Here is a 26,650-nt window from a genome sequence, read left to right on the forward strand (position 1 = left end):
TTACACAAAGACTCCTGATAAAACGATGATATTTACTAAATTTGTGAAACTAAAACTTTAAATAATAAATAACAGTATAATGTCAGAAAAATCAAAAATCTATTACACACTTACAGATGAGGCTCCAATGTTGGCAACACACTCGTTTTTACCGATTGTAAAAGCGTTTACAAAACCAGCAAACATTGAAATCGCCGTTCCGGATATTTCTTTGGCAGGAAGAATTTTAGCAAACTTCCCTGAGTTTTTGAAAGATGATCAGAAAATCAATGACGCTTTAGCTCAATTGGGTGAATTAGCGACTCAGCCTGACGCAAACATTATCAAATTACCAAATATTTCTGCTTCTGCACCACAGCTAGATGCTGCAATCGCTGAATTACAAGCTAAAGGTTTCGCAGTTCCAAACTATCCTGCAGAACCGAAAAATGACGAGGAAAAAGCCATCAAAGCTAAATATGCTAAAGTATTAGGAAGTGCTGTAAATCCTGTGTTAAGAGAAGGAAACTCTGACAGACGTGCTCCAAAAGCCGTTAAAAACTATGCAAAAACAAACCCACACAGAATGGGCGACTGGGCATCTGACAGCAAAACTGACGTTGCTCACATGAACAGCGGAGATTTCTACGGAACTGAAACTTCGACGACTCTTGAGAACGCTACAAAATATAAAATCGTTTTTAAAGGTAATGACGGTGCAGAAACTTTATTAAAAGATTTCGCAGATCTAAAGGCCGGAGAAGTGATCGATTCTTCTGTAATGAATTTAAATTCTTTGAAATCTTTCGTTAAGGAAGCGATTCAAGAAGCTAAAGATAAAAATGTATTACTTTCGGCTCACCTGAAAGCTACGATGATGAAAATCTCTGATCCAATCGTTTTCGGAGCGATCGTTGAGACTTTCTTCAAAGATGTTTTCACTAAATATGCTGAGACTTTCGATTCTTTAGATGTAAATCCAAACAACGGTCTTGCTGACCTTTTCGATAAAATCAAAGGAAATGCTCAGGAAGCTGAAATCAAAGCGGATATTGAAGCGGCTTTGGCAAACGGACCAAGAGTGGCAATGGTAAATTCTGATAAAGGAATTACGAATTTCCACGTTCCTTCTGACATCATTGTTGATGCATCTATGGCTGCTTTGGTAAGGGGCGGTGGAAAAATGTGGAACAAAGAAGGGAAAGAAGAAGATACAGTTTGTATCATCCCTGATCGTTCTTACGCAGGTTTCTATCAGTCAGTGATTGATGATATGAAAGCACACGGAAAATTAGACCCTACCACAATGGGTTCTGTTCCGAACGTTGGTTTGATGGCTCAAAAAGCTGAAGAATACGGATCTCACGACAAGACTTTCCAGGCATCTGCTGAAGGAACAGTTGAAGTTCAGGACGAAAACGGAAACGTTCTTCTTTCTCAAAAAGTTGAGACCGGAGATATTTTCAGGATGTGTCAGACGAAAGATGCTCCGATTCAGGATTGGGTAAAATTAGCTGTAAACAGAGCAAGACTTTCTGATACTCCGGCAATTTTCTGGTTAGACAAGGGAAGAGCGCACGACAGAGAAATGATCAAAAAAGTTGAAAAATATCTTGCTGACCATGATACAAACGGATTGGATATCAAAATTCTTGATGTTAAAGATGCAATGACGGAAACGTTGAAAAGAGCAAGAGAAGGAAAAGATACGATTTCTGTTTCAGGAAATGTATTGAGAGATTATCTTACAGACCTTTTCCCAATTCTTGAGCTAGGAACTTCTGCTAAAATGCTTTCTATCGTTCCATTGATGAATGGTGGTGGTTTGTTCGAAACTGGAGCTGGAGGTTCTGCTCCAAAACACGTTGAGCAATTCTTAGAAGAAGGTTATTTAAGATGGGATTCTTTAGGTGAATTCTTAGCTTTACAAGCATCTTTAGAACATTTAGCACAAACTCAAGGAAATACGAAAGCTCAGGTTCTTGCGGATGCATTGGATGAAGCAAATGCTAAATTCTTAGCGACTGATAAATCTCCTGCAAGAAAAGTAGGACAAATCGATAACAGAGGTTCTCATTTCTATCTGGCAATGTATTGGGCAGAAGCTTTGGCTAACCAAACTGCTGATGTTGAATTGGCAAATCAATTTGCTCCGGTTGCAGAAGCATTGCAGGAAAGCGAAGAAGTGATCAATTCTGAATTAATTGGCGCTCAAGGTAAGCCTCAAAATATTGATGGATACTACAAAACTGATACTTTCAAAACGTATGAGGCAATGAGACCAAGTACGGTTTTAAATGAAATTATTGACGGAATTTAATTTTCGAATTTAATATAAATTGAAAGCTCCTTTTTAAAGGGGCTTTTTTGTTTCGTTAAAACACGAATAGCACAAATATTTTTCATTAATAACACGGTAAAATATACAAGAGTTTGTAATTCCGGAGGAACCTAAGCATAGTAATAACGAAATGTTTTTAAGTTTTGGCTAAAGCCAATCGTTATATTATAAAAAATAAAGCGGGCTAAAGCCCTCCTATTGATATTGATTAATACAAAATTTGAAATTTATCAAAAAACTAATTTCTAATTTCTAATTTCTAATTTCTAATTTCTAATTTCTAATTTCTAATTATTCAAATATGCGCTTTTCTCAATTTCGTAATACTCAAAATAATCAATCCTAAAACTCCCAGGACAAAATATCCTTGTGCAACTTCAAGCTGAATTTCGGGTTTAATTAAAGCTACAATTCCGTAACTGATTGCTGACGTAATAATGAAGGCTACTCCACCTGTCAAACCTCCTGCAATACCCGCAGAATCAGGAAATCTTCCAATGCAGTACGCAAAATAATTATTAAAGATAAATCCTGCCGTCACATGTATAACAAACGCAAATGCAACCAATGTAAAAATATTATTCAGGTAAAAAGAGCAGAAAATCATTGCTACAATTAAAAAGATCTGAATAAAATTTGCATATCTAATTTTCGGAAGAAATGCTTTTTTAATTAAAGCTTTACCTAAAAATCCTCCTGTCATCCAGGCAAAGCCGAGAATCAATGAAACATATCCTGCAACAACTTCGGAATATCCCATCTTGTGTTCGATGATAAAAGCTCCACACAAATTAAAGAAAATCACCATTGCATAACTCACTCCGCACATCAGCATTCCGTAAAAGAAATCTTTTGTCCGGAACATCAGATCATATTCCTTAAGTACATAATTGAAATTAAAAGGCTTCTGGATTTTTAAAGTTTCTCCGGAAAAAACCAATTCAAAAATCAGTAAAATCAAACTATATGCTGCTAAAACATAAAAATTAGATTGCCATCCAAATAATTTCTGAAGATAACCACCAATAAAAGGAGCAATGATGGGACCTACAGACCAAACAATGGTCATGATGCTCAGATAATGTTTTCGCTTTTCGCCTTCATAAACATCGACAAAAAATGCCCTTTTCGAGACAACTGCAAATCCTGACAAAATCCCCTGCAAAACGCGCATTGCATAAATTACCAAAATATCTTTCGTCAAAGCAGTAATCAAAAAACTAACAACAAACAAAGCCAGAGAAATGGCAGAAACCCGGAACCTACCGAACGAGTCGACAACACTTCCTGCAAAAAACTGAGTAAGCCCATAACTGATTAAGAATATAGAAAGTGTAAGCTGAATGCTGCTTTCCGGCTGATGAAGCTCTGTAGCCATACTCGGCATTGATGGAAGATAAATATCTGTTGCCAAACCCGACATCGGAATTACGGCAAAAGCCAATATCGTAGCAATAAACTGATTTTTTTCTTTGAGCGTTTTCATTTGGAAATTAAATACTTCGGTAGATTAAAAAGATTTACAAAAGTCGGTGTTTTTAATCAAAGAAAACATACCGAAAATTCAAAATGAAATATTGAAAAAAACAATTAAAAAAATGAGCATTCATAATATTAAAAGCAATTTTACATCTTGCCTTAACTGCAATTATTAATTTAACCTGAGTTCGGTTTAAGCAAAATTTAAAAACAATTGACCATCATTTACTTTTTTTAAGTTTAATGATGGTTTTTTGGGGAAGAAACAATAAGCAGTTAAGCTCCCCAAAATATTCATCATAAAATTACTAACACTTCTGTGGCGAGTATGTTCCACTTGACAATGGTTCTTTAATTCATCATTGATCGTTTCAATGATGGCTCTTTTTCGGAGCAAAATTTTGTCTTCCATTTTCATAATATGATTCTTCATATTCTTACGAAGTTTAGTAAAAAGCTGGATTCCATCAGCAAAAAGCATTTCCCAAAGAGCCTTGGAAAGATATCCTTTATCGGCAAATAGTTTTCCAAAAAGCTGCTGCGTCATTTTTTTGATATGCTTTGGGTTTCTGTCATCAATATTTCCTTTCGTTATATAAAAGGATAAAAGTTCTCCCTTTTCATTACAAACCAAATGCAGTTTAAACCCATAAAACCAACCCATCGAAGATTTTCCTCGCTCTGCCAAACCTTTGAAAACTTTGTGATTGTGAATCCTTTGGTTTCTGCAAACTTTCAAAGTTGTGCTGTCCATAAAGCTGATTCCAGTACATTTACCCAGACATTTTTCTTTCAAAAATAAGGCAAAAACCACAAAGCTTCTTTGCTGAAGTTCTATAAATCTATTGTAGGAAAGGGCTTTGGGAAACAAATTATTCCAATAACCACAAACTATTTCCTGATAATAATGCTTAAATGTTTTGTGTGCACCCAGATGAAAACCAATCATAATCGTAATAATTTCAGAATCCGACATCATAGATCTTCTGTTTCTTCTCTTCTTTTGGTCGCCGAGCGCCTGAAATTTCATGTGTTTGATTTGGAAATCAAATTCTTTACAGAAATCATCAACTTGTACAAAAATATTTGTAATTTGGTCTTTCAAAATCATAAGCAATAGTTCGTTTAAATATTTGAATGTTAGATACTTAAATATACGAATTATTGCTTTTTATTGCAAATTTATTTTGTATTCTTATCCCGAACTCAGGTTAATTTAAATGATTATAAATTAACTCCAATTATTGGTAAATCTTTCTAATAAAAAATTTAATTTGTAATTTTAAGAAAGAGTTTTCACAAAAAAATAGAAATTATGGAAAATATAAAATTTAATATAACACCGTATCAGGACGAACTACAACTTTTAATAGATGATAAAAAAGTAGGTTATATGTCGATTTCTGTGGACGGAAGATTGATGAATGTATATTATACCAAGATCGATGAAGATTTGGAAGGACGTGGTTACGCCAAACTTCTTTTAGATAAATTGGTCAATTATGCTGAGGAAAAAGATCTGATGATCGATCCGGAATGCGATTTTGTAAGACAGCAATTAGAAAACCACCCAAAACGCTACAAAGGAATCTGGCATGACTAAATTATTCCCACCAATTCTGAAAATGTTGATCTGTTTTATTTAAATCTAATTTTTCACCGATTTTCGGAGTGAGAATGTGTAAATTTTTCTCTTTCCCAAGGGTTGTTACTTTTTGTAAAGGCTCATTCCAGGGATGCAGAGCCAAAGCAAATTTCCCCGAATGCACCGGAATAATATTCTTTGCGTGAATATCGATACTCGCCTGAATAACATCTTCCGGCAATGCATGAATGTATTTCCAGGCTGGGTTATATTGCCCGTTCTCCATGATGGCGTAGTCAAACGGACCGTATTTTTCGCCAATCATTTTAAAATGAGTATCATAACCGCTGTCTCCGCCTAAAAATAGTTTTTTATTCGGTGTTTCGAGAACGTAGGAAGTCCATAATGTATTATTTCTGTGGAGTTTTCTTCCTGAGAAATGTCTTGCCGGAGTGAAGGTAATTTTAAAATTGTTTTTAAGATTAAGAGAAGCTCCCCACTCTTCTTCCAAAAGTTGATCTTCGCTATAACCCCATCTTTCAAAGTGCGCCCCAACTCCCAACGGCATAATCACTTTATCAACTTTCGACTGAATTGCTTTGATGGTAGGATAATCCAAATGATCGTAATGATCATGGGTAATCACCAGATAATCAATATTCGGAACATCTTGAGGTTTGAATAAATCTGCACCAGGAAAAGCTTTGTTGAAAAATTTAAAAGGCGAACCGTAATTACTCAAAACAGGATCAATCAAAAAAGAAACCCCATCAATCTGTATGTAGTACGATGAATGCCCCATCCAGATAAAAACATCCTCATTTTTCGGAAGATTTTTTAAATTAGTGTGGATTGCAGGTACGCTGTGGTGTGGTTTCAAAAAAGGATCTTTCTTTTTAAAGAAGAAATCAAACATTACTTTCGGCATTGTATATCCTTCTGCTAAAGATGGCGTGTAACTCAGATTCTGAAACTGTTTATTTTTATAATGTTCAGATTTCAGCATTCTTTCTAAACGTTTCCCTTTTGGTTCTGCTCCGAAAACCTGCTGTGACATTACTAAATACGTTGTAATTGCAATAACTGCAACCAATATGATAAAATAGATCATTGTGAAAATTTGAAATTCAAATGTAAAAAACTTTCTCTAAGTTTACTACTCTTTCATCACTGACGCATGAAAATGAAATTTACTTTTTTATTTCTGATTATATTTAAAAGTTTTTAAATTCGTTTATTAAAAAAACTACGCCTTGAAATATTTTTTAACCGCATTATTCGTTCTCTGTCTTTTTTCATGCAGTTCCGTAAAAAAATATAATGAACAAAGAGTAAGCTTGATCTCACCAGAAAAACTTCGTGAAGATGTAGATTTTGCCTATCGAAAACTTCAGGAAATACATCCAAATTTGAATTGGTATATTTCAAAACAAGAACTTGATTTTAAATTTGACAGTTTAAAAACCACTATCAATAAACCTCTCACTTCAACTCAGTTTTATTTTAAATTACAGCCTGTCATTGCAAAAATCCGTGAGGGACATTTATCATTGAGAATTCCTGCAAAAAGGTTTTCTAAAAAAGAAATTAAAGCTTTAAAAAACAAAAAAGGACTTTTCGGAAGATTTGAATACCACGTAGAAGAAGATCATTTATATTTTATTGAAAACAAAGATTCCATTCAAAATATTAAACCCGGAACTGAACTTTTAAGTATTAATGGTGTTCCAGTCTCAGATTATCTGAAAAAATACCGTCAATTAATAAGCAGTGACGGTTACAACACCACTTTCTATCCGTATTATCTGAAAGATGTTTTCTTTAATTTTTTCGTTGCCGAAAAAGGAATTATGGACAGTGCTAAAATTGAAACACTTTACAATGACGAAAAACAAATTTTAACATTAAAAAGAGAGTCAAAAAATAAAACAGAAATTGAAAAAGATAAAGCCGAGAAAAAACGAACTCCTGAGAAAAAGCTGAATGATTATGTGGCTGCAACAAGCTCTTATAACAGAAATTTTAAATTTTTAGATAAAGACAGTACGATTGCTTACATTAAAATAAAAAGTTTCTCCAGAACGTTTTCAGATAAATTTTACAAAGAATCTTTTGCAAGGATCAAAAATGCAGAATCTTCTTACCTCATCATCGACATTCGTGAAAATTACGGTGGATCGTTGTATGAAATCAATCAATTGTATTCTTATTTGGCTCCAGAACCTTTTGTTTTGATAAAACCTTCTCAGCTAGTTTCAAGAGTGACTCCTTTGAAAACCAATTATTTCAGAAAATCAAATCCATTGGAATACACTTACAAAAGTTTGGCTTATCCAGGATATTTCTTGTATCAGGCGCTTAACGTTTACAAAGGAAAAGACGGAATTGCATATTATAAAATGAAGGAAAATAAATCCACCAAACCAAAAGAAAACGCTTTCAAAGGAAAAGTATATGTTCTGATTAACGGCGGAAGTTTTTCGGCATCGTCTATTATTTCATCTAAATTAAAATTTGACAAGCGTGTAACGTTAGTAGGAGAAGAAACAGGTGGTGCCAATGACGGGACAGTTGCCGGATTTTATTCTTACCAAAAACTTCCCAACTCCAAAATAGATTTACCGATCGGAGTGCTTTTAGTTCAACCCAACATTACCTTTGGAAATACTCAAAAAGGTGTTGTTCCTGATATTGAGATTACCCAAAATATGCAAGATATTATTGATAAAAAAGATGTACAGCTAGATTGGGTAAAGAATAATATTCAGAAATTGAAGGATAATAAAATTCAGGATTAAGTCAATGAAACACTTCTTTAAAGTTTTAAAAATTATCTGTTTTACCATTTTCACATGGTTTGTCATTCACTCTGTGTACATTATTTATGATGGTTTATCTGATAACGGAGCTCAAGCAGATGTTGCAGTAATTCTTGGAAATAAAGTAAATAAAGACGGAACATTATCTGAAAGATTGGAAAAACGTCTTGAAACCGGAGTTGAATTGTATCAAAATCATCGTATTAAAAGAATAATTGTAAGTGGCGGTTTGGGAAAAGAAGGATTTTATGAAGGTTCAAAAATGAAAGAACACCTCATTAACAAAAGCATTCCAGATTCTGTCATTATCGTTGATAACAAAGGAGATAATACAAGATTAACCGTTGAAAATACTTTAGAAATTCAAAAGAAGTATGGCTTTAAAAGTCTTATCGTTGTTTCACAATATTTTCACGTAACACGAACTAAAAAATTGTTTAAAGACAAAGGATTTGAGAATGTAAGCAGTGCAAGTCCGAGATATTTTGAATGGCGGGATTTTTATTCTATTCTGAGAGAATTTCCGGCTTTTTATACACAGTAAATCTAATTAAAGAAGCATCAATTTAAGAAAAGCATAAAAAAATATGTAGTTTTATCATATGAAAAATACATTTTTTTCTGTCCAGAAAGAGAGTTCAGAGTATTTCAGAAATATATTCGCCGATTCAATGTATCATATTTTTCTGTTTGACGGAAACGGAAAAATCGTCGTTGATTTTGTAGAATATAATTTTACCGGAAAAACTGTATTTTTTTCTTCCCCTTTTCAGAATATTCAGATTATAAGTGAAGCTCAAATCGATGTTGAAGTTCTAAATTTTCACAGTGACTTTTATTGTATAGAATTTCATAAAAAGGAAGTTGCATGCAATGGCTTACTTTTCAACAACATCTATCTTTTTCCACATTTTTCGTTGACTGAACAAGTTTATTTTGAAATTTCAGAATACTTTTCAAAAATTCAGGAAGTAAATCACCATGAAGATTTTTCAGGTTCTGTTTTACAGTCATATCTTCAGCTGATTTTAGCAATTTCTAGTCGGGAAAAGAATAAATTACTTCCGGATAAAGAATTAATTAAAGATGATTTTAACGAACTCAAATCATTTCAAAATTTGGTGGAAGAACATTTCCTTTCGGAAAAGAATCTGTCTTTTTATGCAGATTTACTTCATGTAACTTCCAACACATTAAGCAAAAAAATTAAATCTAAATTTAATAAAACCCCTTCTCAGATTATTCAGGAAAGGGTAATTCTGGAAGCGAAAAAACAGATTCATCTCACAAGAAAATCAATCAAAGAAATAGCTGTAGAACTCAATTTTAATGATGAATTTCATTTCAGTAAATATTTCAAAAAATACGTCGGTATTTCGCCTACACAATTTAGAAAAGAAACAGGAATTTCCATCGTGGCAGATTTGTACAAATAACGTCCACAATCATCCATTTCATAGGCTTTGGGTTCAGCATAACTTTGTCAAAAAATAAATTATGTTAGAACTCTTAGCAAACTCACAGAAAAATTTTATTCATTTTTTAAGAATAAGCATTTTTATTGTAATGGCTTGGATCGGCGGCCTGAAAGCCTTTCATTACGAAGCGGAAGGAATTATTCCTTTTGTAGCAAACTCACCTTTTATGAATTTTATGCTGAATAACAATGTTTCAGATGAAGATAATTACAAGCTTCATAAAAACAAAGAAGGTGAAGTAATTCCCGAAAATGTAAAATGGCATGAAGCGAACGGAACATATACTTTTTCTTACGGATTAGGAACGGCAATTGTTCTGATCGGAATTTCAGTTTTATTGGGAATTTTTTATCCAAAAATTGGTTTAATAAGTGGAATTTTAACGGCAGGAATGTCTTTTGTAACTCTTTCATTTCTCATTACAACACCCGAAGTCTGGGTTCCTGATTTGGGAGGTTCCGAACACGGATTTCCGTTGCTTTCAGGAGCAGGGAGATTGGTTATAAAAGATGTCATTATGATGGGAGCAGGATTGGTGATCGCATCAGATTCCGCAAAAAGTATTTTGAATTTAAGAAAGGTGTAAATTTTTATAATTAACGATTTTCGGCGGGCCAAAGGCCCGCCGAAACTATAATCGAAAATCTAAATGTTATTTTTTAAGCTCAATCAATAGACTTTCAATCTGACTCACATATTTTCCGTAAAAAATTCTGTACCAATACTTTCCAAGTAAGAATAAACCAAAAAGCCCAACTGCAAGCATTGAAAGAATAGTTGTAGCAATCTGAACATTACTCAATGGTTTGGGATTAGGAATAAATTCAATTACAATAATCAGTTCACATACCAAAAACGGTACGAATGAAAGCATAAATGAAAGATAATATTGCTTGTTCAGATCAAATTGATACTTTAAATCCTTCAGATTCTCATAAGTTTTCATCATCGGACTGCTAATATCTTTATACAATTTGAAAAATTTACTAAAGAAAAACGACACCACAATCACCATTGAAAACAGCAATACCGTCAGATAAAACTTAAATTTAAACGGAGCTTCAGGAATAGGAATCCAAACGATGAGAAATCCGAAAATTAAAATTCCTACCGTTGACCAAAACTCCATTCTCATGTTTCTTCTGATTTTTTCTAACGGAAGATTGATTTTGTTGCTATGCTCGATGCTGATTTCGGGTGTTTCCTCTGAAACATCGTCATTCCATGTATTTTTAAGGTCATCTATATTCATAATGTTGGTTTTTGTAAATTCTTGGCTGGAAGTTGGGAGATGGATGTTGGAAGTTTTCCAGCTTCAAACTTTCAGCATCCTGCCTATTAATTATTTAAAATATCTTTCAGTTTGTTTTTTGCTCGGTTCATTTTCACACGTACATTTCCTTCAGAAATCCCCATTTGGTAGGCAATTTCTTTCCCTGAGAAATCTTCCAGATAATAAAAGATAAATGCTTTATCGATGGGATTTAATTGATTAATAGCTTTGTACATTGCAGAGAGTTTCTCTTCTTTTTCGAGGTCATATTCATCCTGCACAATTTTGTAATCAGTAAAATCTTCGTTGTTGATAAAGCTTCTTTTCTTTTCAGATTTCAAGAAGACAATCGCTGTATTCAAAGCGATTCTGTACAGCCAGGTTGAAAATTCACTTTCACCTCTGAAACCTGCATACGCTTTCCAGACCTGATAAGTAATTTCCTGAAAAAGATCGTCGCGGTCATCTTTATCATCCATGTACATTTTAGAAATCTTAAAAATGATTCCTTTATGTTTTTCGATTTTATGTAAAAATTCCTGTTCTAATGAGGTCATGGCTTTCAACTCTATGGAGTTAGTAGTTGTTTGAAATAAATGTTACAGTTTTTTTATTTTTTCTTTAATAAGTTTTCAATCATTTTTCATTCGGCAACCTTGTCAAGGTTAAATCACTTTAATAATAACTTGTGTTTCTTTCCGAAGTTTACGACTTTGTTTATCTTAAAAACAGCAAGAAAATAAAAAAAACTTTGTCTCGCTTTGCGATTAAAGATTCCAAAATTAAACACAGTAAGTTAACCTTTAAAAGGTTCTGCGTGGACGCACACAAACAACCCAAAAGCATATTAAATTTTAAATCTTTTAAAAATAATTAAAATCCAAAAAAATATACCACATTTTTATTTCACACTTGTGGTGGCGCAAAATTTGTGTCTAAAGTAATCACATCACAAAAAAATATTAATATGCCTTACATTACAAAACAAGACAGCAAAAATTTTGAACTTTATTATGAAGATTTCGGTTCGGGACAGCCGATTATTTTAATTCACGGGTGGCCTTTGAGCGGAAAATCTTGGGAGCTGCAAGTTCCGGTTCTCCTAGATTTAGGTTACAGAGTCATTACCTACGACAGAAAAGGTTTCGGAAAATCGGCACCGACTTCAGATGGATATGATTATGATGGATTAACAGCTGATTTACATGAAATTATTACTCAGTTAGATTTAAAAAACGTTATTCTCTTCGGATTTTCAATGGGAGGTGGTGAAGTGGTTCGTTATTTAACAAATTATGGTTCTGAAAATGTAGATAAAATTGCATTGATCTCATCAATTATTCCTTTGGTAAAACAGGAAGATGACAATCCGAATGGTGTTCCGCAGGAAGACTTAGATGGAATTATGGAAAATCTTAAAACCGATAGAGTCACTTTCCTGGAAACATTTCACAAAAACTTTTACAACTACGGATTGCTTTCACAAACGGTAAGTCAGGCACAACTAAACTACGATTGGAGCATTGCCTCATGCGCCTCTCCTATTGCCACCATAAAATGTGCTGAAAGCTGGGCAAATACAGATTTCCGACCGGAACTTGGAAATGTAAATGTAAAAACGCTGATTGTACATGGTGACAACGACCAGATCGTACCCATCGACACAGCCGGAAAACAAGCAGCAGAAAGTATTGCAAACAATAATTTTGTAATCATCGAAGGTGCACCGCATGGTTTAAATGTCACTCATGCCGAACAGTTGAATGCAACTATTACCTTTTTTTTAAATGGTAACTAATTTAAACCTGATTTTTTAAGTCAATTTAAATTAAAAATTTCATCACAAATAAAAATGGACTGCAAGATTTTTTTGCGGTTCATTTTTTTTTTAGATTTAAGCCAAAAAATTACAAAATAACATTTTCATGAATGAACGAGGTTCTTTATATTTGGCAATTCTTAAATAAACAATTTATATCCTATTTAAGAGATAAAATAAATACAAATTATGGAACAAAAATACTTTCTCATTGATGGATCAGACAGAAAAGGTCCGTTTACAATTCAACAACTAAAGGAATTAAATATCAAAAAAAACGATCTCGTCTGGCACGGAGGTATTACGAACTGGACAGAAGCAGAGCAAATCGAAGAACTTAAAAGCTTATTTAATCTAGTTTCGCCACCAGCTGTAAGTAACAATTTACCGATACACATCCCTCAGAAAACTTCTATAAAACAGAAAATCGGTTATGTAGAATATTTATCAGACAACACCATCAAAGTCTACGAACAAAACGACATCGTGCACTATCGTTTCGCTAATTTTGGTGAGCGATTGGGTGCAAGAATACTTGATGTTTTAATCATCGTATTGCCATCTGCTATTATCCCAATACTTCCCGGATGGTTGTATTTTGCATTGATGCATTGCAGCGCAGACCAGCAAACCCTTGGACAAAAAGCGGTCAATATCAAATTAGTAAGCACCGATGGTGCTAAAATTAATTTTGGTCAGTCCACGGGTCGTTTCTTTGCAAATATCCTGAATGTCCTTACATTTTTCATCGGCTATCTGATGTTTTTCTTCAACGAAAAAAATCAATGTCTGCATGATAACCTTGCAGGAACGCTTGTGGTAGCAGAGATTGGAAGAGAGAGAAGGTAATCTCAGAAATTCTAAAGTTTAGAAAAAATCTTAATGATTTAAAGTTAAATCAATCTTAAACCAAACGAAAATTCATCATAAATAAAAATGGGCTACAGATATTTTGCAGCCCATTTCTTTTATGGTTTTTCTGGAGAATCTATAGGTGTTGTCTGTGTGGAGTTATTCGCTGCTTTCATTAGTTCATTAATGTTAGAGTAAAAAATTCCCAGCCAGAAAACCCTTACATCAAAGTAATCAAATTAAAATAAATTTTGAGTATCTTTTCCAAATCACGGATAATTATTTATGCTAATGTGACCTAATCCTTATTTTAATATAGTTTTCATACTATTTTGAGCTTATAGAAATTATTGGGTTTCAAGCGGGGATGTTTTGGAGAGTGTAATTTTTATTGAGATTACGTGAAAACGTTTTTAAGAGTGGATTGAGTTAGTTATATTTAGAAATTATTTAACATTAACACATTGCAATAAAACGAACGCTGGTAATAACGTCATGAATAGATATAATCCAACAGAAAGAATAGGAGTTAATGAAACAGAAAAAATTGTAATCCAAAATCTTGGATGGATTTTTCGTGAGCAGCCAATTGTGGATGTTGGTTTAGATGCAATTATTGAACAGATTGAAAATGGTGAACCAACGGGAAAATTTATTGCTGTTCAAATTAAAAGTGGTTCCGGTAACTTTTACAAAACGGAAAAAGGACTTTCCCATTATGTTACTAATATTCATTACAATTATTGGATAAACCTTTGTATTCCAATCATCCTTATAGCACATATTCCAGAAGAAGGAAAAACTTATTGGCAAGAGATTAAAGAAAGTAATTTCAAAAAAAATAAAAAAAGATGGAAAATTGAAATTCCATTCAAACAAGAATTTAACGAAAAATCACAAAATAGACTCATAAAAATTACTTCTGAGAAAAACGATGAAAAATTTGATGTTTATCGTGGAAGAGTTGCTTCTAATGATTTCGAAGATATAATTTCAGATTTAGAATCAATTAGTGATGCGACTGTTTGCATAAATAATATTACAGCAATTATGAATCTACAATCAGAAGAAATAAGCAAAAAGACTGAGCAATTTTCCCTACTCAACGAAAAAAAATCTATTAATTATAGTTCCGAAGTTTCAATTCTTTACAAAGCATTATCTAAGACAATGAATTTAACTGCAAAGAGAACCGAAACTGAGATAGAGTTGTTTTCACAATTATATTCTGTAGGCATTAGTGCTTTTGAAAAATTACTGATTAATCTTCAGATTTTTAATTTAAAGTTCGAAAATTTTGGAGGTGATAGTAATTTATTAAGACAAGTTCCTTCTCAAATTGATTTCGCAGTGAAAAAATTTATAGTTTTAAGAAATACTCTAAAAAGTATGCCTACATATAATTTTATTATTTTTAAAGAAGCTAAAAATCAATATTTAGATGTTTTAAACTTGTTAATATTTGAAACACAAGAAGCTAGTGAAATGACTAAAAAGATATTCGAAAAAATTCCTTAGTTATGTAATGCAAGTGATTTCAAATATATAATGAATACAAGAAAGATGCTCGCACCCTCGAAACTTGCCTAAGTGCAGGTTTTGTTATTTTTTATAATTTTCACCATAGAAAATTAAGCATATTCATCTACCTCGTCTTTTTCTTCGCAAAAATCAACCTGACAAAGAAGATGAATTTTTGTAATGTGCGGTTGTTATTCGTAAATATGGATTTTGTTAATCTATGTTTTGAGATTTACCAAATAATTTTGTCCTGATTTATTTATATTTGAAAAATATTTAAAGAAATAAAAATTGGTACATCAAAACCAATTCGAAAATACAAAATCAAATGAAAGAAGAAAATTTAAATAAACTGAATTCTCTGTTTTCAAACTTAAAAACGGAAGAACAGAAACTGAAAGAAAGCCAGGAAAAGCAAAAAAGCGAAGAAGATTTATTTATTGAAGGTTTTAAAACGTTGTGCAAAAACCTCATCGACCCAAAAATGCAAGAATTCAGAAGAATGCTGAGACAAAACGGCTATGGTTGCAAAATCTCTCTGAATGAAGAAAGTAAAAATGCAACAGGAATAAATGGGCAAACCAACATCAAACTTCAGATTGCAAGAAATGTGGATTCTAATTTTTATACCAATAATAAGTTTCCGCACATTATGTTCATTGCCGATAAATTCTATAAAAAAATAGGCGTTCATCAGGACACCATTTTCCAAAACGGAACCGGAACTTCCGCTATGAAAGAACAAACCTACACGCTTGAGAGCTTAAATGAAGAAAGTGTAGAAAAAGAAATTGTGGAGTCTATTGAGAGTATCTTGACGAATAAATAATTTTCATAATTTTATAGGACAATTAAAAGCACTATCATGAATACTGCAGATTTAAAGATTGATATTATCAACCGAATCAATTCAATCACCGATAAGGTAAGACTTGAAGAACTTTTGCAATTGCTGAAATTTCAGACTGAAAAATCAGTTTACATCACTGATGAAGAAGAAAAAAAATCAATTGCTGAAGCCAGAAATGAGGTTGCCGAAGGAAAAGTTCATTACAATACTGATGTTCAAAAAGATATTGATGAATGGCTAAACAAATAGTTTGGACGAATAAAGCTAAAAAAGAACTGATGGAAATTCTGGAATATTGGATGGACAGAAATAAATCTAATACTTTTAGCAAAAACTAAATAAACTCATTGAAAACCAACTTATCTTAATTTCACAGTATCCTGAAATTGGAAGAAAAACCGATATTAAAGATGTGAAGGTTAAAGTTATTCAGAAATATTTACTTTATTATGAAATCATAGGTGAAAACCTTTATGTTTTGACAATAAGACATGGAAGTAAAAATCCAAAAACATCAAAAATAAAATAACAAAAACCTGCCTCACAGCAGGTTTGTCTTTTATAAAATCAATTTTCTTTACCTCACCTCAATTCAAAAAAGGGACGGAATTGATTTAAATTTCTTCATAATGACACCCTTTAGGAACGGGGATATGAATTTTGATGAAATTTTTCACTCTAATTTTTATTCTAAAACAAATAATCCGTACTCAAAAAATTAGAATCGTGATCTCTGACAATGGTATTCAGAAGATTCTTGTTAGACTCAGTAGATTTTGCAGCAACCAAAGATCTGATAGAGAACGAACGAAGCGCATCAAACACCGAAAGCGTACCTTCGGCAGAATCTTTTCTTCCGGTAAATGGGAAAACATCTGGGCCACGCTGTGCCTGACAGTTGATATTTACTCTGCTTACCAAATTCACAAAAGGATCAATTAATTGTGAAACTTCCAAAGCATCTTCACTGAAAATACTCACCTGCATCCCGTGTGAAGCGTTGACCTGATAATCAATTGGCTCTTCAATTGTTTCAAATGGCACCACAGGAATGATTGGTCCGAATTGTTCTTCATGATATAATTTCATATCGCTGTTCACCGGATAAACCACCGCAGGAAATACAAAAGATTCTTCGTTGTAACCACCGTTTTCATTGAGAACTTTTCCTCCTTTAGATACAGCATCTTCAATGCATTCTTTAAGATATGAAGGCTTATTAGCTTCGGGAAGCGGCGTGATTTTCACATCTTTTTCCCAAGGTAAACCTGGTTTTAATTCTGAAACGGCTTTATTTAATTTAGCTGTAAATTCTTCGGCGACTTCTTTCTGTACGAAGATCAGTTTCAGAGCCGTACAACGCTGTCCGTTGAAAGAAAGTGCTCCGAGAATAATTTCGCTCACAGCAATATCAAGATTGGCATTTTTGGTCACGATGGCTGCATTCTTTGCATCTAAACTTAAAATTGCACGAAGTCTGTTGACTTTTGGGTGCAGTTTTTTCAGTCCGTTGGCTACTTTACTAGAACCGATAAATGCCAAGACGTTCACTTTACCACTTTCCATAATTGGGGTGATGATTTCAGAACCTTTTCCATATAAAGTATTCACCGTTCCTTTTGGGAAAGCTTCTTTGAAGGCATGTAATAAAGGGTAATGTGCCAAAACACCGTGCTTAGGAAGTTTAAATATAATCGTATTCCCCATAATCAATGCAGGAATCAGCGTTGTAAAGATTTCGTTTAGCGGATAATTGAACGGTCCCATACTTAAAACCACTCCAAGCGGCGCTCTTCTGATTTGTGCAATGGTACCTTCCGCCTGTTGGAAACGGGATGACTCACGATCCAAATCTTTTAAGGCATCAATGGTTTGGTTGATATAATCTACGGTACGGTCGAATTCTTTGGTGGAATCCGGTAAGGTTTTCCCGATTTCCCACATCAATAATTTGATAATAAGATCACGTTCTTTAATCATTAAGTACACAAACTTCTGCATACATTTGATGCGGCCTTCTACAGACATGGTTGGCCATTCGCCGAGGCCATTGTTGTAGGCTTTTACAGATGCGTCAAGTACATCCATCGCTTCACCGACACCAATATTGGGAATGCTACCCAGCAATTTTCTTTCTAACCCGTTTTCCGTTCGGATGCAGACCGGAGAGTAAATTTCTGTAACGTCACCCTTCCACTCTACCAATTCGCCGTTTAAAAGATAAACTCTCTGATGAATTTCCTGAACTTTATATTCTTCGGGGATTTCGTTTTCGCTTTTAAAAATTTCCTTGAATGATTCTGTATTTGCTGAACTCATAAATTTTTATTTTTAATAATTTGAAATTTGAAAGAATAAAGTTAGAGTTTAAGATCGACTTTCCGAATAACAAACTCATAGATTTGCTCTATTTACAAGGTTTTTGAATGAAATTTAATATACTTTTTGAGGCATAAAAAACTCAGCAAAATTGCCGAGTTAATGTGTTTGTGATTATTTTTCTAATGATTTATAATTTTCATCGGGATCTTGGAAGTTCTGCAGGATGCGAACAATAGTTATTTCATCATTTATTACCTTATAGATTATCGTATTATGTTTTGTTAAAAGAAATTTTCTAAAGTCGGTATCCAAATATTTTTCAAAATTCACATTAGCAGTTTCCAAAATATCAATTGCATCAATTAGTTTTTGATAAAAATCATCTGCTACTTTTTCATTCCATTTATTTAGCAAATATTCTTCAATTCCAATTAAATCTAATTTTGCTTCAGAAGAAATCTTAACCTTTCGCATCTTTCAAAGTTTTTAATCTTTCCCTGCGTTCCGCTACAAAGTCGTAGAAATCCGTAGTTTTCCCATTATCAATTTCTTCCTGAGCTTTTTTCAACGATTCCAGAATTTCTTCTTTGGTTTCATTTCTCCATTCTTTAGGTTCAATCGTTTTAGAAATGACTAAAAGTTCTTCCGGCGTAAATCTTTTTTCTTTTAGTTTTTTGAAAAAAGTAGGCTTTTTAATTCCTGATTTCTCAATAATGTATGACATTTTGAAAGGAGAATTTTTCAGAATCTCATCAATGTTATTTTGAATCTCTATATATTTTTCTATTTCAGCTATCATAATTTTATATATTTTGGTATCGACTTATGAGACAAATGTAATAAAAATCTTCTTTTCTTTTGAAAATTTTTAGCTTTGAATTAAATCTTGCGTCGAAGTCCACAGATAGAAATTCTACAAATGAAAATACCTCGGATCGGGAAATTGAAATTCAAAATCCAATTCAGTAATCAATTTTTCAGGAGAAATAGTTCTTCCAATCGCTGTTCTTTCTCCATTGTAAGGCAAATCTTTCTGCGCATTGATCACCTCTTCTTTGTTTGGATGAATTGGTGCAACAACATTATAGACTTTAGATTCAGAATTATTTTCAAGCATTTTTTCGATCACCGAAACGATATCTGAATAATGAATGTGATTCACCAACTGATCCAGACCTGAGATGTTGTAATTTTTTAAAAGTCTGTCACCACCCATCAAACCAGCCAATCTCAGGATATTTGTTTCAGGAAATTTTTCTAAAATAAAACTTTCACTTTCTACTTCTTTCGCAGGCTGATCGTCTTCTGTAAATTCTTTTTCGGTTTCAGGGTAAACACCTGTGGAACTTGCCAAGAATAACTGACCCTTGTAATCTCCCAGAAAGTTGAGCAGGTTTTGCCTTTTGTCATTCATCGGAACTTTGGCTCCCCGAAGTCCAGAAAAAGGCACACAAATAAAAATGGCATCCAGTTCTTTTGCAACTTTCCATTCTTTCATTTCAGAATACAGTTCATGTGAAAAACGGATTAAACTAGCATGATAACCTTTGGATTCTATACTTTCAATTTTTGATGCTGTGGTGGTGGTTGCAAAAATTTCGTATTGTTCTGATAGTCTCTTTGCGATGTGATTGCCGAGCCAGCCGAAGCCTATGATGCCTAGTTTTTTCATATTAATAGTTGTTCTTTATACATCTTCATAGCCTTTGATATAATAAAATACAAATGCTGAAATAAGTAATTTATTGTGAAAATTTTCTTCTACCTGAGCCTCATAGATCGGTTTTCGAAAACTGTACCTTCTTCTGAATTTTACCAGCAGTTTGTCGTTTTCAAACTGATAAAGCGAAATCAAACTTTTATACCAACTTTTGGATTTATAGTAATAGATTTCGGTATAACTTCCACCATAGTAAAATATTCTTTCGTGCACAGAATCTATTTTCAGCATTAATTTTCCATCCTCATTATAATAATGAATCTCTCTGCCGAAAAAACCTATTTTCTTGTGATAGTAAGCTTTACCATCCACTTTCAAATGTTCATGTGTTCCTTTTATAAAAGAACTGAAAACCTGTTCTCCCACGAGACAGCCTCGGTCATCGTATATATTATAGAGATTAGCTTTAAACATTTTCATGTTTCAAAAATATCATTTTAATACAGACATTCATTAATAAATTTCATGGAATCTGCAATGAAAATACCGTCAGTTCGCTCCGTCAGTTCGATTTCTATGACATAAGCAAATTATTTTTATACACAGAATTATTTTTTATCAAAGCATAAACTCTGTGTATGATTTTATTTCTAATTGCATTTAAGACAGACATTTTATTCTTTCCCTCTAAAACCTTTCTTTGAAAATATGAAGCGAGATCATTTTTCAATCTTATGGAGCTCAACGCAGCTAAATGTAAAATCTTTTTTAATTCCTTATCAGCCATCGTAGAGACTCGAGGTTTGTAATAGATTGATGAACCTGAGCGATGATCAAACGGAACTACCCCTGAATAACAAGCCATCTTTCTTGCCGATTGAATCTCTGTAAATCCATTAGTTTTAACAATTAGCATAGTAGCCAATACTTTTCCAACACCTGGGACAGTCTGTATTCTTTTATATTGATCCTTCAATTCTACATTCGATTCAATAATCTCTACCATCTTTTTCTCAACTGTTTTAATCTGCTTGTCTAAAAGTAAAATCAATTGTTTATTAAGTTTTATAATTTCCTTATCTGTATGATTTTTAAGAAAGCTTAAATCTTTCATCTGTCTTAATAAACCTGCTTTTATTTTTACTCTGTGTCTACGTTCTGCATTGAGTAAACTTATCTTTTGAATCTCTGAAGATTTAGCAATCCAAGGCTCTAAATCCATGTGGTTTTTCTCCAAAAAAATACAAATTCTCTGACTGTCGAGTTTATCATTCTTACCCCTTAAAAAACCGATGCTTTTCTTTAAATGAAGTGGATTTATAACAAAAACTAAAAGGTCCATATTACTTAGAACTTCGTAAAGTTCAAAATTATACCTTCCTGTATTTTCCATTCCTACAACGGTATCTGCAGTATTGGAGAAACTTTTGAAAAACTTTTTGATAGCTTTCGAATTATTCTCAATTTGATAATGCTGTGTTTTAGAACCTCCCTTAACGAAAACATCCAGAGTTAGTTTACTAATGTCAATTCCAATAAAAACTTTTTCCATAAATTTGTTTTGATTAATTGAAAGAGAAACTTATCATCATCTCAACTCCTTAATAATGGGCTCCAATCCCGAATTTCTATCTGAGTTTTTTGATAAGAAAGTGTTTAAGTCTTAATCGAACTATGAGTTTTGCTCGGAGTGATTATTAGTTTACTTAAACACTTGTCTCTTCTTAATAAAAGTATCAATTTTCTTTTTACAAATCTAAAGGAGTGTTTTTCGCAGCTAAACGGAGAAAAATGTATCGAGAACCAGTGAAATGAAGCACAGAATTTTGCCTGTCTTTCAAAAAGTTCTTGATCTGTTTTCTTTAAAAGACCTACTCGGTAATCTTCAACAAAATATCCGGATCCGGGCAATTTTTACTGTAAAAACCGAGATCATTTTCACTGCAGACTCCGGGATAATCGCCTTTTTTATTTTCCAAATCTTTAATGATCTGAAAATGCAGATGTGGCGCATAATCACCATTCACCGGCGGTTTTCCGAGTTCGGCAATCTTTTCTCCTTTTTTTACGGGTTGACCTTCACTTTTTCCATCAAGACTTTCCAGGCTAAGGTGACCGTACAGCGTGTAAAAAGTAACGCCTTCAATTTCATGCTGAAGAATAACCGTCGGACCATAATCGCCCAGAAAAGTATTGTTTTGAAAACTGTGAACGGTGCCGTTCAAAGCACTTAACACAGGAGTTCCTGCTTTGATCCACAAATCCAGACCAAGATGAATGTTTCTCTCTTCTGTATTTTCGGCATTAAAATTTTCGCTTCTTTTATACAGATTTCGCCTTTCCAGATAACCGCCAAATGCTACTTTCGCTTTATTTTCTAATAGATGCTCTTCAATAAATTCTTCAAATTTTTCTGCATTGGTAAGATCCAGATTTAAAGCATCCGTATGCCGAGCCGAGAGATCAATCGCCACATAATCTTTGGTATCGATGGAAGCGTCAATCACTTTTACGTTGGTTTGCTTTTGGAGAATATCTTCTAATGTGTTCATTATAATATTTGTAAAAACCAAAGATAGAGAATGTGATTAGAATATTTTTAATGCGGACTTTCAATCCGTAAAAATTCACAAAAAAGCTTAGACACAGATTTAAAATCTACACATTCAAGGTTCAAAATACTTTCAAAAAACCTGCCTCACACTAGAGGTTTTCATTTTTCTGAAAAATCTCGGAAATCTGGGCAACCTTTTCAAAATTTTAAAGTCTAATAAATAAAGAATGAAGACATTTTTTCAAATTAAAAATTCTTTTTTGTTTGTTGAACTTTAAATTTATTGGTTATGAAGAAAGTACTTTATACTCTGGTGTTTCTAATGTGTGGCAACCTCTGTTTTGCACAGAAAGACAAGATCGCATTTTACGGAGGAGTAGAATGGCAGCCTGCAATTCGGCAGTATCAGCCTGCGATACAACTTAATGGACGGGGCTATGTGAATAACCGTATTTCATTGGGTGCAGCAATGAGTTACACGGGCGAAAAGCATTCTGAAAATTTTGGCTATTTTGCCAACAGAACCTGGTCAAATCATTTGATTATCAATTTTTTAGTTCAAAATGATGTGATCAATAGCGATAATTTTTTTTTCAGCACGTATCTCTCGACCGGTTTTTATTTTTTAGGCCTCGTCAATCCTGACGACAGAACGACTGAAACTTCCTACAGCGAAGTGGACGGCATCTGGATGGAGAATCAATATGAAGTACCGCGAAAGCTCAACCGTGATCTCTTTTACAACATCCAGGGTGGAGTAGATTTTTCGCTGAAATTGGGAAGTTTCACAAAAGAAGAGGTTGGTATATATCTCACCACAAGAGCAGGCTATCAGTTTGTTTTCGGTAATGGAGATGTTGCCAATGGCAGTCAGTTTTCAAAACCTGTAATTTCTGTTGGGGTGACATTGAAGGGGAATAAATAGTTTTGCTTTTCACAGGTTATTTTCCTGACTGAATGCTGGTAATTCCTTGAGCCAAAGTCGCAAGGTCTTTGGTGCTCAGTCTCACTAATGAAATCTTCATCGTTTAATGTGTTTGTTTGTTAAAAATACCTGAGTTCGGGATAAGAATACAAAATAAATTTGCAATAAAAAGCAATAATTCGTATATTTAAGTATCTAACATTCAAATATTTAAACGAACTATTGCTTATGATTTTGAAAGACCAAATTACAAATATTTTTGTACAAGTTGATGATTTCTGTAAAGAATTTGATTTCCAAATCAAACACATGAAATTTCAGGCGCTCGGCGACCAAAAGAAGAGAAGAAACAGAAGATCTATGATGTCGGATTCTGAAATTATTACGATTATGATTGGTTTTCATCTGGGTGCACACAAAACATTTAAGCATTATTATCAGGAAATAGTTTGTGGTTATTGGAATAATTTGTTTCCCAAAGCCCTTTCCTACAATAGATTTATAGAACTTCAGCAAAGAAGCTTTGTGGTTTTTGCCTTATTTTTGAAAGAAAAATGTCTGGGTAAATGTACTGGAATCAGCTTTATGGACAGCACAACTTTGAAAGTTTGCAGAAACCAAAGGATTCACAATCACAAAGTTTTCAAAGGTTTGGCAGAGCGAGGAAAATCTTCGATGGGTTGGTTTTATGGGTTTAAACTGCATTTGGTTTGTAATGAAAAGGGAGAACTTTTATCCTTTTATATAACGAAAGGAAATATTGATGACAGAAACCCAAAGCATATCAAAAAAATGACGCAGCAGCTTTTTGGAAAACTATTTGCCGATAAAGGATATCTTTCCAAGGCTCTTTGGGAAATGCTTTTTGCTGATGGAATCCAGCTTTTTACTAAACTTCGTAAGAATATGAAGAATCATATTATGAAAATGGAAGACAAAATTTTGCTCCGAAAAAGAGCCATCATTGAAACGATCAATGATGAATTAAAGAACCATTGTCAAGTGGAACATACTCGCCACAGAAGTGTTAGTAATTTTATGATGAATATTTTGGGGAGCTTAACTGCTTATTGTTTCTTCCCCAAAAAACCATCATTAAACTTAAAAAAAGTAAATGATGGTCAATTGTTTTTAAATTTTGCTTAAACCGAACTCAGGTTAAAAATGTATTAATTACTCAAAACAAATATAAAAAATTCTGCATTTTGTTTAAAACATTTTGTGGGAAATAAAATGCAGTTGCATGAAGTTCCCCGCAACTTGCTGGAGACTTCATGCAATTGCAGGAGGTTAGAAACAACCTTGTTTTAGATAAAATGCAATTGCAGGAAGTTATGAATAGGGTTGTTTTAAACAAAATGCAGGTGCAGGAGGTTTGTTTTAAGGATGATATAATGTCCGGAGATGTGAATTAGAGTTTAAGTGAGTCTTAATTATTAGATTACGGAAATCCGTAATTTTTATTAAGTTAAGTTATATACTTTTGAGAAAAATAACATTATGACATTAAAGTTCAAAACATCAAATGCAACTGATTTCAAAAATGAAATTATAAAACTTATCAACGAAGGAAAGTTGTCAACGTGGAAAATATTAACAATAAATAGTACAGAATATTTGAAACATATTGGGCAATGGGGAGATAAGGGAGTTATAAAACTAATAACAGATAATGACAATCAATATTTGACATCACAAGTTTTTAAGTTTGATAGTTACACTGGGAAAGTTGAAGATTTTGAAGGTTATTATCTTGGACGATTTTGCGAACTAATTTTTGTAAACTTTACTAAGAAATTTTCATCTATTGACAAGAACTAATTTTTAAATTAAAAAAATGAAATATCAAGTACACGATTTAGGTCAATTAAGTGGTGGAGAAATAGTTGAAGTGACTTTAGCAGGAACTGCTGCAAATGTTAAACTTATGGATAGTTCAAACTTTTCAAATTATAAATATGGAAAAAATCATAAATATTATGGAGGATATATAAAGCATTCTCCTTATCGAGTTTCAGTTCCAAATTTTGGAAGATGGTATATAACGATAGATTTAGGAGGCTACTCAGGAACAATACGCTCTGCCGTAAAGGTTATTAAATAATTAATAAATTATGAAGATCAACTTCACAGAAGATTTTTCTAATTACTAGATTAAATTTTATGTATTAAACTAATAAATATAAAAACAATGATAAGATGTCCAAAATGTAATTCAGAGCAAATCACTTCACAAAAAAAAGGATTTGGATTCGGAAAAGCCATAGCAGGAATTTTTGTTGCTGGACCATTAGGATTAGTAGCCGGTACTGTTGGAGCAAATAAAATTCAAATACATTGTTTAAATTGTGGAAATAAGTGGCTACCTAATAAATCAACTGGTGTTTCGAATGAAAGAATCGCCACAACACTCCCTATTAAAAAGAAAAAAGATTCTCATAATTTACCAAAAGAAAAAACAGAAGAAGAAAGGAGAAGAGAAATTTATGAAAAAACTGGGCTATCTGCATCGGATCCAAAGTTTGGAAATTTTAGAAAAACTAAAAAACGTAATTAATCTATACAAATAAAAGTAAAAACCTTCCTCACAGCAGGTTTTTCTATATCTGAAAGTTTTAAAACAAACTCTCATTCAATACAATTTTGTACTGTAAGAAAAAATATTTTTTTCCATAAAGCCTACAACTTTTTCCTCTGTAAAAAAGGCATTTTTTTTATCATTCATAGAAAGATAAAATTCTATTTTTCTTTTATACTCATCACTTCCAATGAAATTTTTAAATTGCCTTTTCTCAAGTTCTTCAAATTCTTCTTCATTACAAAATAAAACTTGTGAAAGCAAACCGTTTGAAATCTCTAAAATAATTCTGATTGGTTCATTTTTATCATCTTCGTTTAAAATTACAACATCATTTAACCACTCAATTCTTCCATCTTCATATTTAGAATAGAACTTTTGTAATGTTTGTTCTATTCTACATTGTTCCTCATCATTATGTAAGAAGATTTCATTAAGACATAAAAAATTATTTCTTATAATAAATTGTGCAGTATACCCTCTCCAATTACGAGAAGATTTTGCTGTGTATTTTTCAATATCTAAATGTGATAATAAATCTAAATCAGATAAATTAGCATTAATTGAATAGCGCTTTCCTTTAAAAATTAAAGAATCTTTAGATTGAACAGTCAT

At 32.9% G+C, this 26,650-nt stretch carries 30 protein-coding genes; 17 read left to right on the top strand and 13 right to left on the bottom strand.

Going from position 1 to position 26,650, the window contains the following annotated elements; genetic code table 11:
* The first annotated feature begins 79 nt into the window (after nt 1-79).
* Nucleotides 80-2,299, top strand: a complete 2,220-nt coding sequence (locus LNP04_RS04285) for an NADP-dependent isocitrate dehydrogenase (RefSeq protein WP_229985340.1) — start codon at nt 80-82, stop codon at nt 2,297-2,299.
* Between the two features lie 316 nt (nt 2,300-2,615).
* Here the strand turns inward: LNP04_RS04285 and LNP04_RS04290 are convergent, their stop codons facing one another.
* Both LNP04_RS04290 and LNP04_RS04295 read right to left on the bottom strand, forming a co-directional pair.
* Nucleotides 2,616-3,806: an MFS transporter gene (locus tag LNP04_RS04290; RefSeq protein WP_229985341.1), complete on the bottom strand. Its 1,191-nt coding sequence runs from the start codon at nt 3,804-3,806 to the stop codon at nt 2,616-2,618.
* A gap of 186 nt (nt 3,807-3,992) precedes the next feature.
* Nucleotides 3,993-4,910 carry an IS982 family transposase gene (locus LNP04_RS04295; protein ID WP_407928602.1) on the bottom strand — a complete coding sequence of 306 codons (918 nt, stop codon included), beginning with the start codon at nt 4,908-4,910 and terminating at the stop codon, nt 3,993-3,995.
* A 204-nt stretch (nt 4,911-5,114) separates the two neighbouring features.
* Here LNP04_RS04295 and LNP04_RS04300 point away from each other — a divergent pair, with 204 nt between their 5' ends.
* Nucleotides 5,115-5,402: a GNAT family N-acetyltransferase gene (locus tag LNP04_RS04300; protein WP_229985342.1), complete on the top strand. Its 288-nt coding sequence runs from the start codon at nt 5,115-5,117 to the stop codon at nt 5,400-5,402.
* 1 nt (nt 5,403) lies between these two features.
* Here the strand turns inward: LNP04_RS04300 and LNP04_RS04305 are convergent, their stop codons facing one another.
* Nucleotides 5,404-6,495 carry an MBL fold metallo-hydrolase gene (locus LNP04_RS04305; protein ID WP_229985343.1) on the bottom strand — a complete coding sequence of 364 codons (1,092 nt, stop codon included), beginning with the start codon at nt 6,493-6,495 and terminating at the stop codon, nt 5,404-5,406.
* A gap of 142 nt (nt 6,496-6,637) precedes the next feature.
* Between LNP04_RS04305 and LNP04_RS04310 the strand changes: the two genes are divergently transcribed.
* The 4 genes from LNP04_RS04310 (at nt 6,638) to LNP04_RS04325 (ending at nt 10,267) form a co-directional block, all read left to right on the top strand.
* The gene (locus tag LNP04_RS04310) at nt 6,638-8,182 is read left to right on the top strand and encodes a S41 family peptidase (protein WP_229985344.1); all 1,545 of its coding nucleotides are present in this window, start codon (nt 6,638-6,640) and stop codon (nt 8,180-8,182) included.
* Between the two features lie 4 nt (nt 8,183-8,186).
* Nucleotides 8,187-8,747 (top strand): YdcF family protein, encoded by a 561-nt coding sequence (locus LNP04_RS04315; protein ID WP_229985345.1) that lies wholly within the window; start codon nt 8,187-8,189, stop codon nt 8,745-8,747.
* 58 nt (nt 8,748-8,805) lie between these two features.
* On the top strand, nt 8,806-9,639 hold the full coding sequence (locus tag LNP04_RS04320; RefSeq protein ID WP_229985346.1) for an AraC family transcriptional regulator: 834 nt from the start codon (nt 8,806-8,808) through the stop codon (nt 9,637-9,639).
* Nucleotides 9,640-9,700: 61 nt separating this feature from the next.
* A complete protein-coding gene (locus LNP04_RS04325; RefSeq protein WP_229985347.1) occupies nt 9,701-10,267 on the top strand; it encodes a DUF417 family protein in 567 nt (188 codons plus the stop codon).
* Between the two features lie 66 nt (nt 10,268-10,333).
* Here the strand turns inward: LNP04_RS04325 and LNP04_RS04330 are convergent, their stop codons facing one another.
* Complete coding sequence (locus LNP04_RS04330) at nt 10,334-10,933, bottom strand: hypothetical protein (protein ID WP_229985348.1); 600 nt, start codon at nt 10,931-10,933, stop codon at nt 10,334-10,336.
* Between the two features lie 86 nt (nt 10,934-11,019).
* Nucleotides 11,020-11,511: an RNA polymerase sigma factor gene (locus tag LNP04_RS04335; protein WP_229985349.1), complete on the bottom strand. Its 492-nt coding sequence runs from the start codon at nt 11,509-11,511 to the stop codon at nt 11,020-11,022.
* 410 nt (nt 11,512-11,921) lie between these two features.
* Here LNP04_RS04335 and LNP04_RS04340 point away from each other — a divergent pair, with 410 nt between their 5' ends.
* The 6 genes from LNP04_RS04340 (at nt 11,922) to LNP04_RS19555 (ending at nt 16,525) form a co-directional block, all read left to right on the top strand.
* Nucleotides 11,922-12,752, top strand: a complete 831-nt coding sequence (locus LNP04_RS04340) for an alpha/beta fold hydrolase (protein ID WP_229985350.1) — start codon at nt 11,922-11,924, stop codon at nt 12,750-12,752.
* 210 nt (nt 12,753-12,962) lie between these two features.
* On the top strand, nt 12,963-13,622 hold the full coding sequence (locus LNP04_RS04345) for an RDD family protein (RefSeq protein ID WP_229985351.1): 660 nt from the start codon (nt 12,963-12,965) through the stop codon (nt 13,620-13,622).
* Between the two features lie 498 nt (nt 13,623-14,120).
* A complete protein-coding gene (locus LNP04_RS04350) occupies nt 14,121-15,143 on the top strand; it encodes a DUF4365 domain-containing protein (protein ID WP_229985352.1) in 1,023 nt (340 codons plus the stop codon).
* A 331-nt stretch (nt 15,144-15,474) separates the two neighbouring features.
* Nucleotides 15,475-15,975, top strand: coding sequence for a hypothetical protein (locus tag LNP04_RS04355; RefSeq protein ID WP_229985353.1), 501 nt, complete (start codon nt 15,475-15,477; stop codon nt 15,973-15,975).
* 36 nt (nt 15,976-16,011) lie between these two features.
* On the top strand, nt 16,012-16,245 hold the full coding sequence (locus LNP04_RS04360) for a hypothetical protein (RefSeq protein WP_229985354.1): 234 nt from the start codon (nt 16,012-16,014) through the stop codon (nt 16,243-16,245).
* A 136-nt stretch (nt 16,246-16,381) separates the two neighbouring features.
* The gene (locus tag LNP04_RS19555) at nt 16,382-16,525 is read left to right on the top strand and encodes a hypothetical protein (protein ID WP_407928655.1); all 144 of its coding nucleotides are present in this window, start codon (nt 16,382-16,384) and stop codon (nt 16,523-16,525) included.
* A gap of 161 nt (nt 16,526-16,686) precedes the next feature.
* Here LNP04_RS19555 and LNP04_RS04365 read toward each other — a convergent pair whose 3' ends face one another.
* The 7 genes from LNP04_RS04365 to LNP04_RS04395 all read right to left on the bottom strand — a co-directional run bounded on the left by LNP04_RS04365 (nt 16,687) and on the right by LNP04_RS04395 (nt 22,530).
* A complete protein-coding gene (locus tag LNP04_RS04365; protein ID WP_229985355.1) occupies nt 16,687-18,315 on the bottom strand; it encodes an NADP-dependent glyceraldehyde-3-phosphate dehydrogenase in 1,629 nt (542 codons plus the stop codon).
* Nucleotides 18,316-18,489: 174 nt separating this feature from the next.
* The gene (locus LNP04_RS04370; RefSeq protein ID WP_229985356.1) at nt 18,490-18,792 is read right to left on the bottom strand and encodes a type II toxin-antitoxin system RelE/ParE family toxin; all 303 of its coding nucleotides are present in this window, start codon (nt 18,790-18,792) and stop codon (nt 18,490-18,492) included.
* Nucleotides 18,779-19,117, bottom strand: a complete 339-nt coding sequence (locus LNP04_RS04375; protein WP_229985358.1) for a hypothetical protein — start codon at nt 19,115-19,117, stop codon at nt 18,779-18,781. The genes LNP04_RS04370 and LNP04_RS04375 overlap by 14 nt, the downstream gene beginning before the upstream one ends.
* A 114-nt stretch (nt 19,118-19,231) precedes the next feature.
* Complete coding sequence (locus tag LNP04_RS04380; RefSeq protein WP_229985359.1) at nt 19,232-19,990, bottom strand: NAD(P)-binding domain-containing protein; 759 nt, start codon at nt 19,988-19,990, stop codon at nt 19,232-19,234.
* A gap of 15 nt (nt 19,991-20,005) precedes the next feature.
* The gene (locus tag LNP04_RS04385; protein WP_229985360.1) at nt 20,006-20,458 is read right to left on the bottom strand and encodes a hypothetical protein; all 453 of its coding nucleotides are present in this window, start codon (nt 20,456-20,458) and stop codon (nt 20,006-20,008) included.
* A 94-nt stretch (nt 20,459-20,552) separates the two neighbouring features.
* Complete coding sequence (locus LNP04_RS04390) at nt 20,553-21,530, bottom strand: IS110 family transposase (RefSeq protein WP_229983271.1); 978 nt, start codon at nt 21,528-21,530, stop codon at nt 20,553-20,555.
* A 319-nt stretch (nt 21,531-21,849) separates the two neighbouring features.
* The gene (locus tag LNP04_RS04395) at nt 21,850-22,530 is read right to left on the bottom strand and encodes a peptidoglycan DD-metalloendopeptidase family protein (protein WP_229985361.1); all 681 of its coding nucleotides are present in this window, start codon (nt 22,528-22,530) and stop codon (nt 21,850-21,852) included.
* Between the two features lie 291 nt (nt 22,531-22,821).
* Here LNP04_RS04395 and LNP04_RS04400 point away from each other — a divergent pair, with 291 nt between their 5' ends.
* The 5 genes from LNP04_RS04400 to LNP04_RS04420 all read left to right on the top strand — a co-directional run bounded on the left by LNP04_RS04400 (nt 22,822) and on the right by LNP04_RS04420 (nt 26,014).
* The gene (locus tag LNP04_RS04400; RefSeq protein ID WP_229985362.1) at nt 22,822-23,457 is read left to right on the top strand and encodes a hypothetical protein; all 636 of its coding nucleotides are present in this window, start codon (nt 22,822-22,824) and stop codon (nt 23,455-23,457) included.
* 228 nt (nt 23,458-23,685) lie between these two features.
* Complete coding sequence (locus tag LNP04_RS04405; protein WP_407928602.1) at nt 23,686-24,603, top strand: IS982 family transposase; 918 nt, start codon at nt 23,686-23,688, stop codon at nt 24,601-24,603.
* Between the two features lie 354 nt (nt 24,604-24,957).
* Nucleotides 24,958-25,278 (top strand): hypothetical protein, encoded by a 321-nt coding sequence (locus LNP04_RS04410; protein ID WP_229985363.1) that lies wholly within the window; start codon nt 24,958-24,960, stop codon nt 25,276-25,278.
* 16 nt (nt 25,279-25,294) lie between these two features.
* Nucleotides 25,295-25,561, top strand: a complete 267-nt coding sequence (locus tag LNP04_RS04415; RefSeq protein ID WP_229985364.1) for a DUF1883 domain-containing protein — start codon at nt 25,295-25,297, stop codon at nt 25,559-25,561.
* A gap of 87 nt (nt 25,562-25,648) precedes the next feature.
* Nucleotides 25,649-26,014 carry a hypothetical protein gene (locus LNP04_RS04420; RefSeq protein ID WP_229985365.1) on the top strand — a complete coding sequence of 122 codons (366 nt, stop codon included), beginning with the start codon at nt 25,649-25,651 and terminating at the stop codon, nt 26,012-26,014.
* A 75-nt stretch (nt 26,015-26,089) separates the two neighbouring features.
* Here LNP04_RS04420 and LNP04_RS04425 read toward each other — a convergent pair whose 3' ends face one another.
* Complete coding sequence (locus tag LNP04_RS04425; RefSeq protein WP_229985366.1) at nt 26,090-26,650, bottom strand: hypothetical protein; 561 nt, start codon at nt 26,648-26,650, stop codon at nt 26,090-26,092.

This window comes from Chryseobacterium sp. C-71 (assembly GCF_020911865.1).
In the GTDB taxonomy this organism is placed as follows: domain Bacteria; phylum Bacteroidota; class Bacteroidia; order Flavobacteriales; family Weeksellaceae; genus Chryseobacterium.

Bases quoted from the DNA above. Each gene is read 5' to 3' on its own strand.
- LNP04_RS04285 (WP_229985340.1), top strand. From the start codon at position 80: ATGTCAGAAAAATCAAAAATCTATTACACACTTACAGATGAGGCTCCA.
- LNP04_RS04290 (WP_229985341.1), bottom strand. From the start codon at position 3,806: ATGAAAACGCTCAAAGAAAAAAATCAGTTTATTGCTACGATATTGGCT.
- LNP04_RS04295 (WP_407928602.1), bottom strand. From the start codon at position 4,910: ATGATTTTGAAAGACCAAATTACAAATATTTTTGTACAAGTTGATGAT.
- LNP04_RS04300 (WP_229985342.1), top strand. From the start codon at position 5,115: ATGGAAAATATAAAATTTAATATAACACCGTATCAGGACGAACTACAA.
- LNP04_RS04305 (WP_229985343.1), bottom strand. From the start codon at position 6,495: ATGATCTATTTTATCATATTGGTTGCAGTTATTGCAATTACAACGTAT.
- LNP04_RS04315 (WP_229985345.1), top strand. From the start codon at position 8,187: ATGAAACACTTCTTTAAAGTTTTAAAAATTATCTGTTTTACCATTTTC.
- LNP04_RS04320 (WP_229985346.1), top strand. From the start codon at position 8,806: ATGAAAAATACATTTTTTTCTGTCCAGAAAGAGAGTTCAGAGTATTTC.
- LNP04_RS04325 (WP_229985347.1), top strand. From the start codon at position 9,701: ATGTTAGAACTCTTAGCAAACTCACAGAAAAATTTTATTCATTTTTTA.
- LNP04_RS04330 (WP_229985348.1), bottom strand. From the start codon at position 10,933: ATGAATATAGATGACCTTAAAAATACATGGAATGACGATGTTTCAGAG.
- LNP04_RS04335 (WP_229985349.1), bottom strand. From the start codon at position 11,511: ATGACCTCATTAGAACAGGAATTTTTACATAAAATCGAAAAACATAAA.
- LNP04_RS04340 (WP_229985350.1), top strand. From the start codon at position 11,922: ATGCCTTACATTACAAAACAAGACAGCAAAAATTTTGAACTTTATTAT.
- LNP04_RS04345 (WP_229985351.1), top strand. From the start codon at position 12,963: ATGGAACAAAAATACTTTCTCATTGATGGATCAGACAGAAAAGGTCCG.
- LNP04_RS04350 (WP_229985352.1), top strand. From the start codon at position 14,121: ATGAATAGATATAATCCAACAGAAAGAATAGGAGTTAATGAAACAGAA.
- LNP04_RS04355 (WP_229985353.1), top strand. From the start codon at position 15,475: ATGAAAGAAGAAAATTTAAATAAACTGAATTCTCTGTTTTCAAACTTA.
- LNP04_RS04360 (WP_229985354.1), top strand. From the start codon at position 16,012: ATGAATACTGCAGATTTAAAGATTGATATTATCAACCGAATCAATTCA.
- LNP04_RS04365 (WP_229985355.1), bottom strand. From the start codon at position 18,315: ATGAGTTCAGCAAATACAGAATCATTCAAGGAAATTTTTAAAAGCGAA.
- LNP04_RS04370 (WP_229985356.1), bottom strand. From the start codon at position 18,792: ATGCGAAAGGTTAAGATTTCTTCTGAAGCAAAATTAGATTTAATTGGA.
- LNP04_RS04375 (WP_229985358.1), bottom strand. From the start codon at position 19,117: ATGATAGCTGAAATAGAAAAATATATAGAGATTCAAAATAACATTGAT.
- LNP04_RS04380 (WP_229985359.1), bottom strand. From the start codon at position 19,990: ATGAAAAAACTAGGCATCATAGGCTTCGGCTGGCTCGGCAATCACATC.
- LNP04_RS04385 (WP_229985360.1), bottom strand. From the start codon at position 20,458: ATGAAAATGTTTAAAGCTAATCTCTATAATATATACGATGACCGAGGC.
- LNP04_RS04390 (WP_229983271.1), bottom strand. From the start codon at position 21,530: ATGGAAAAAGTTTTTATTGGAATTGACATTAGTAAACTAACTCTGGAT.
- LNP04_RS04395 (WP_229985361.1), bottom strand. From the start codon at position 22,530: ATGAACACATTAGAAGATATTCTCCAAAAGCAAACCAACGTAAAAGTG.
- LNP04_RS04400 (WP_229985362.1), top strand. From the start codon at position 22,822: ATGAAGAAAGTACTTTATACTCTGGTGTTTCTAATGTGTGGCAACCTC.
- LNP04_RS04405 (WP_407928602.1), top strand. From the start codon at position 23,686: ATGATTTTGAAAGACCAAATTACAAATATTTTTGTACAAGTTGATGAT.
- LNP04_RS04410 (WP_229985363.1), top strand. From the start codon at position 24,958: ATGACATTAAAGTTCAAAACATCAAATGCAACTGATTTCAAAAATGAA.
- LNP04_RS04415 (WP_229985364.1), top strand. From the start codon at position 25,295: ATGAAATATCAAGTACACGATTTAGGTCAATTAAGTGGTGGAGAAATA.
- LNP04_RS04420 (WP_229985365.1), top strand. From the start codon at position 25,649: ATGATAAGATGTCCAAAATGTAATTCAGAGCAAATCACTTCACAAAAA.
- LNP04_RS04425 (WP_229985366.1), bottom strand. From the start codon at position 26,650: ATGACTGTTCAATCTAAAGATTCTTTAATTTTTAAAGGAAAGCGCTAT.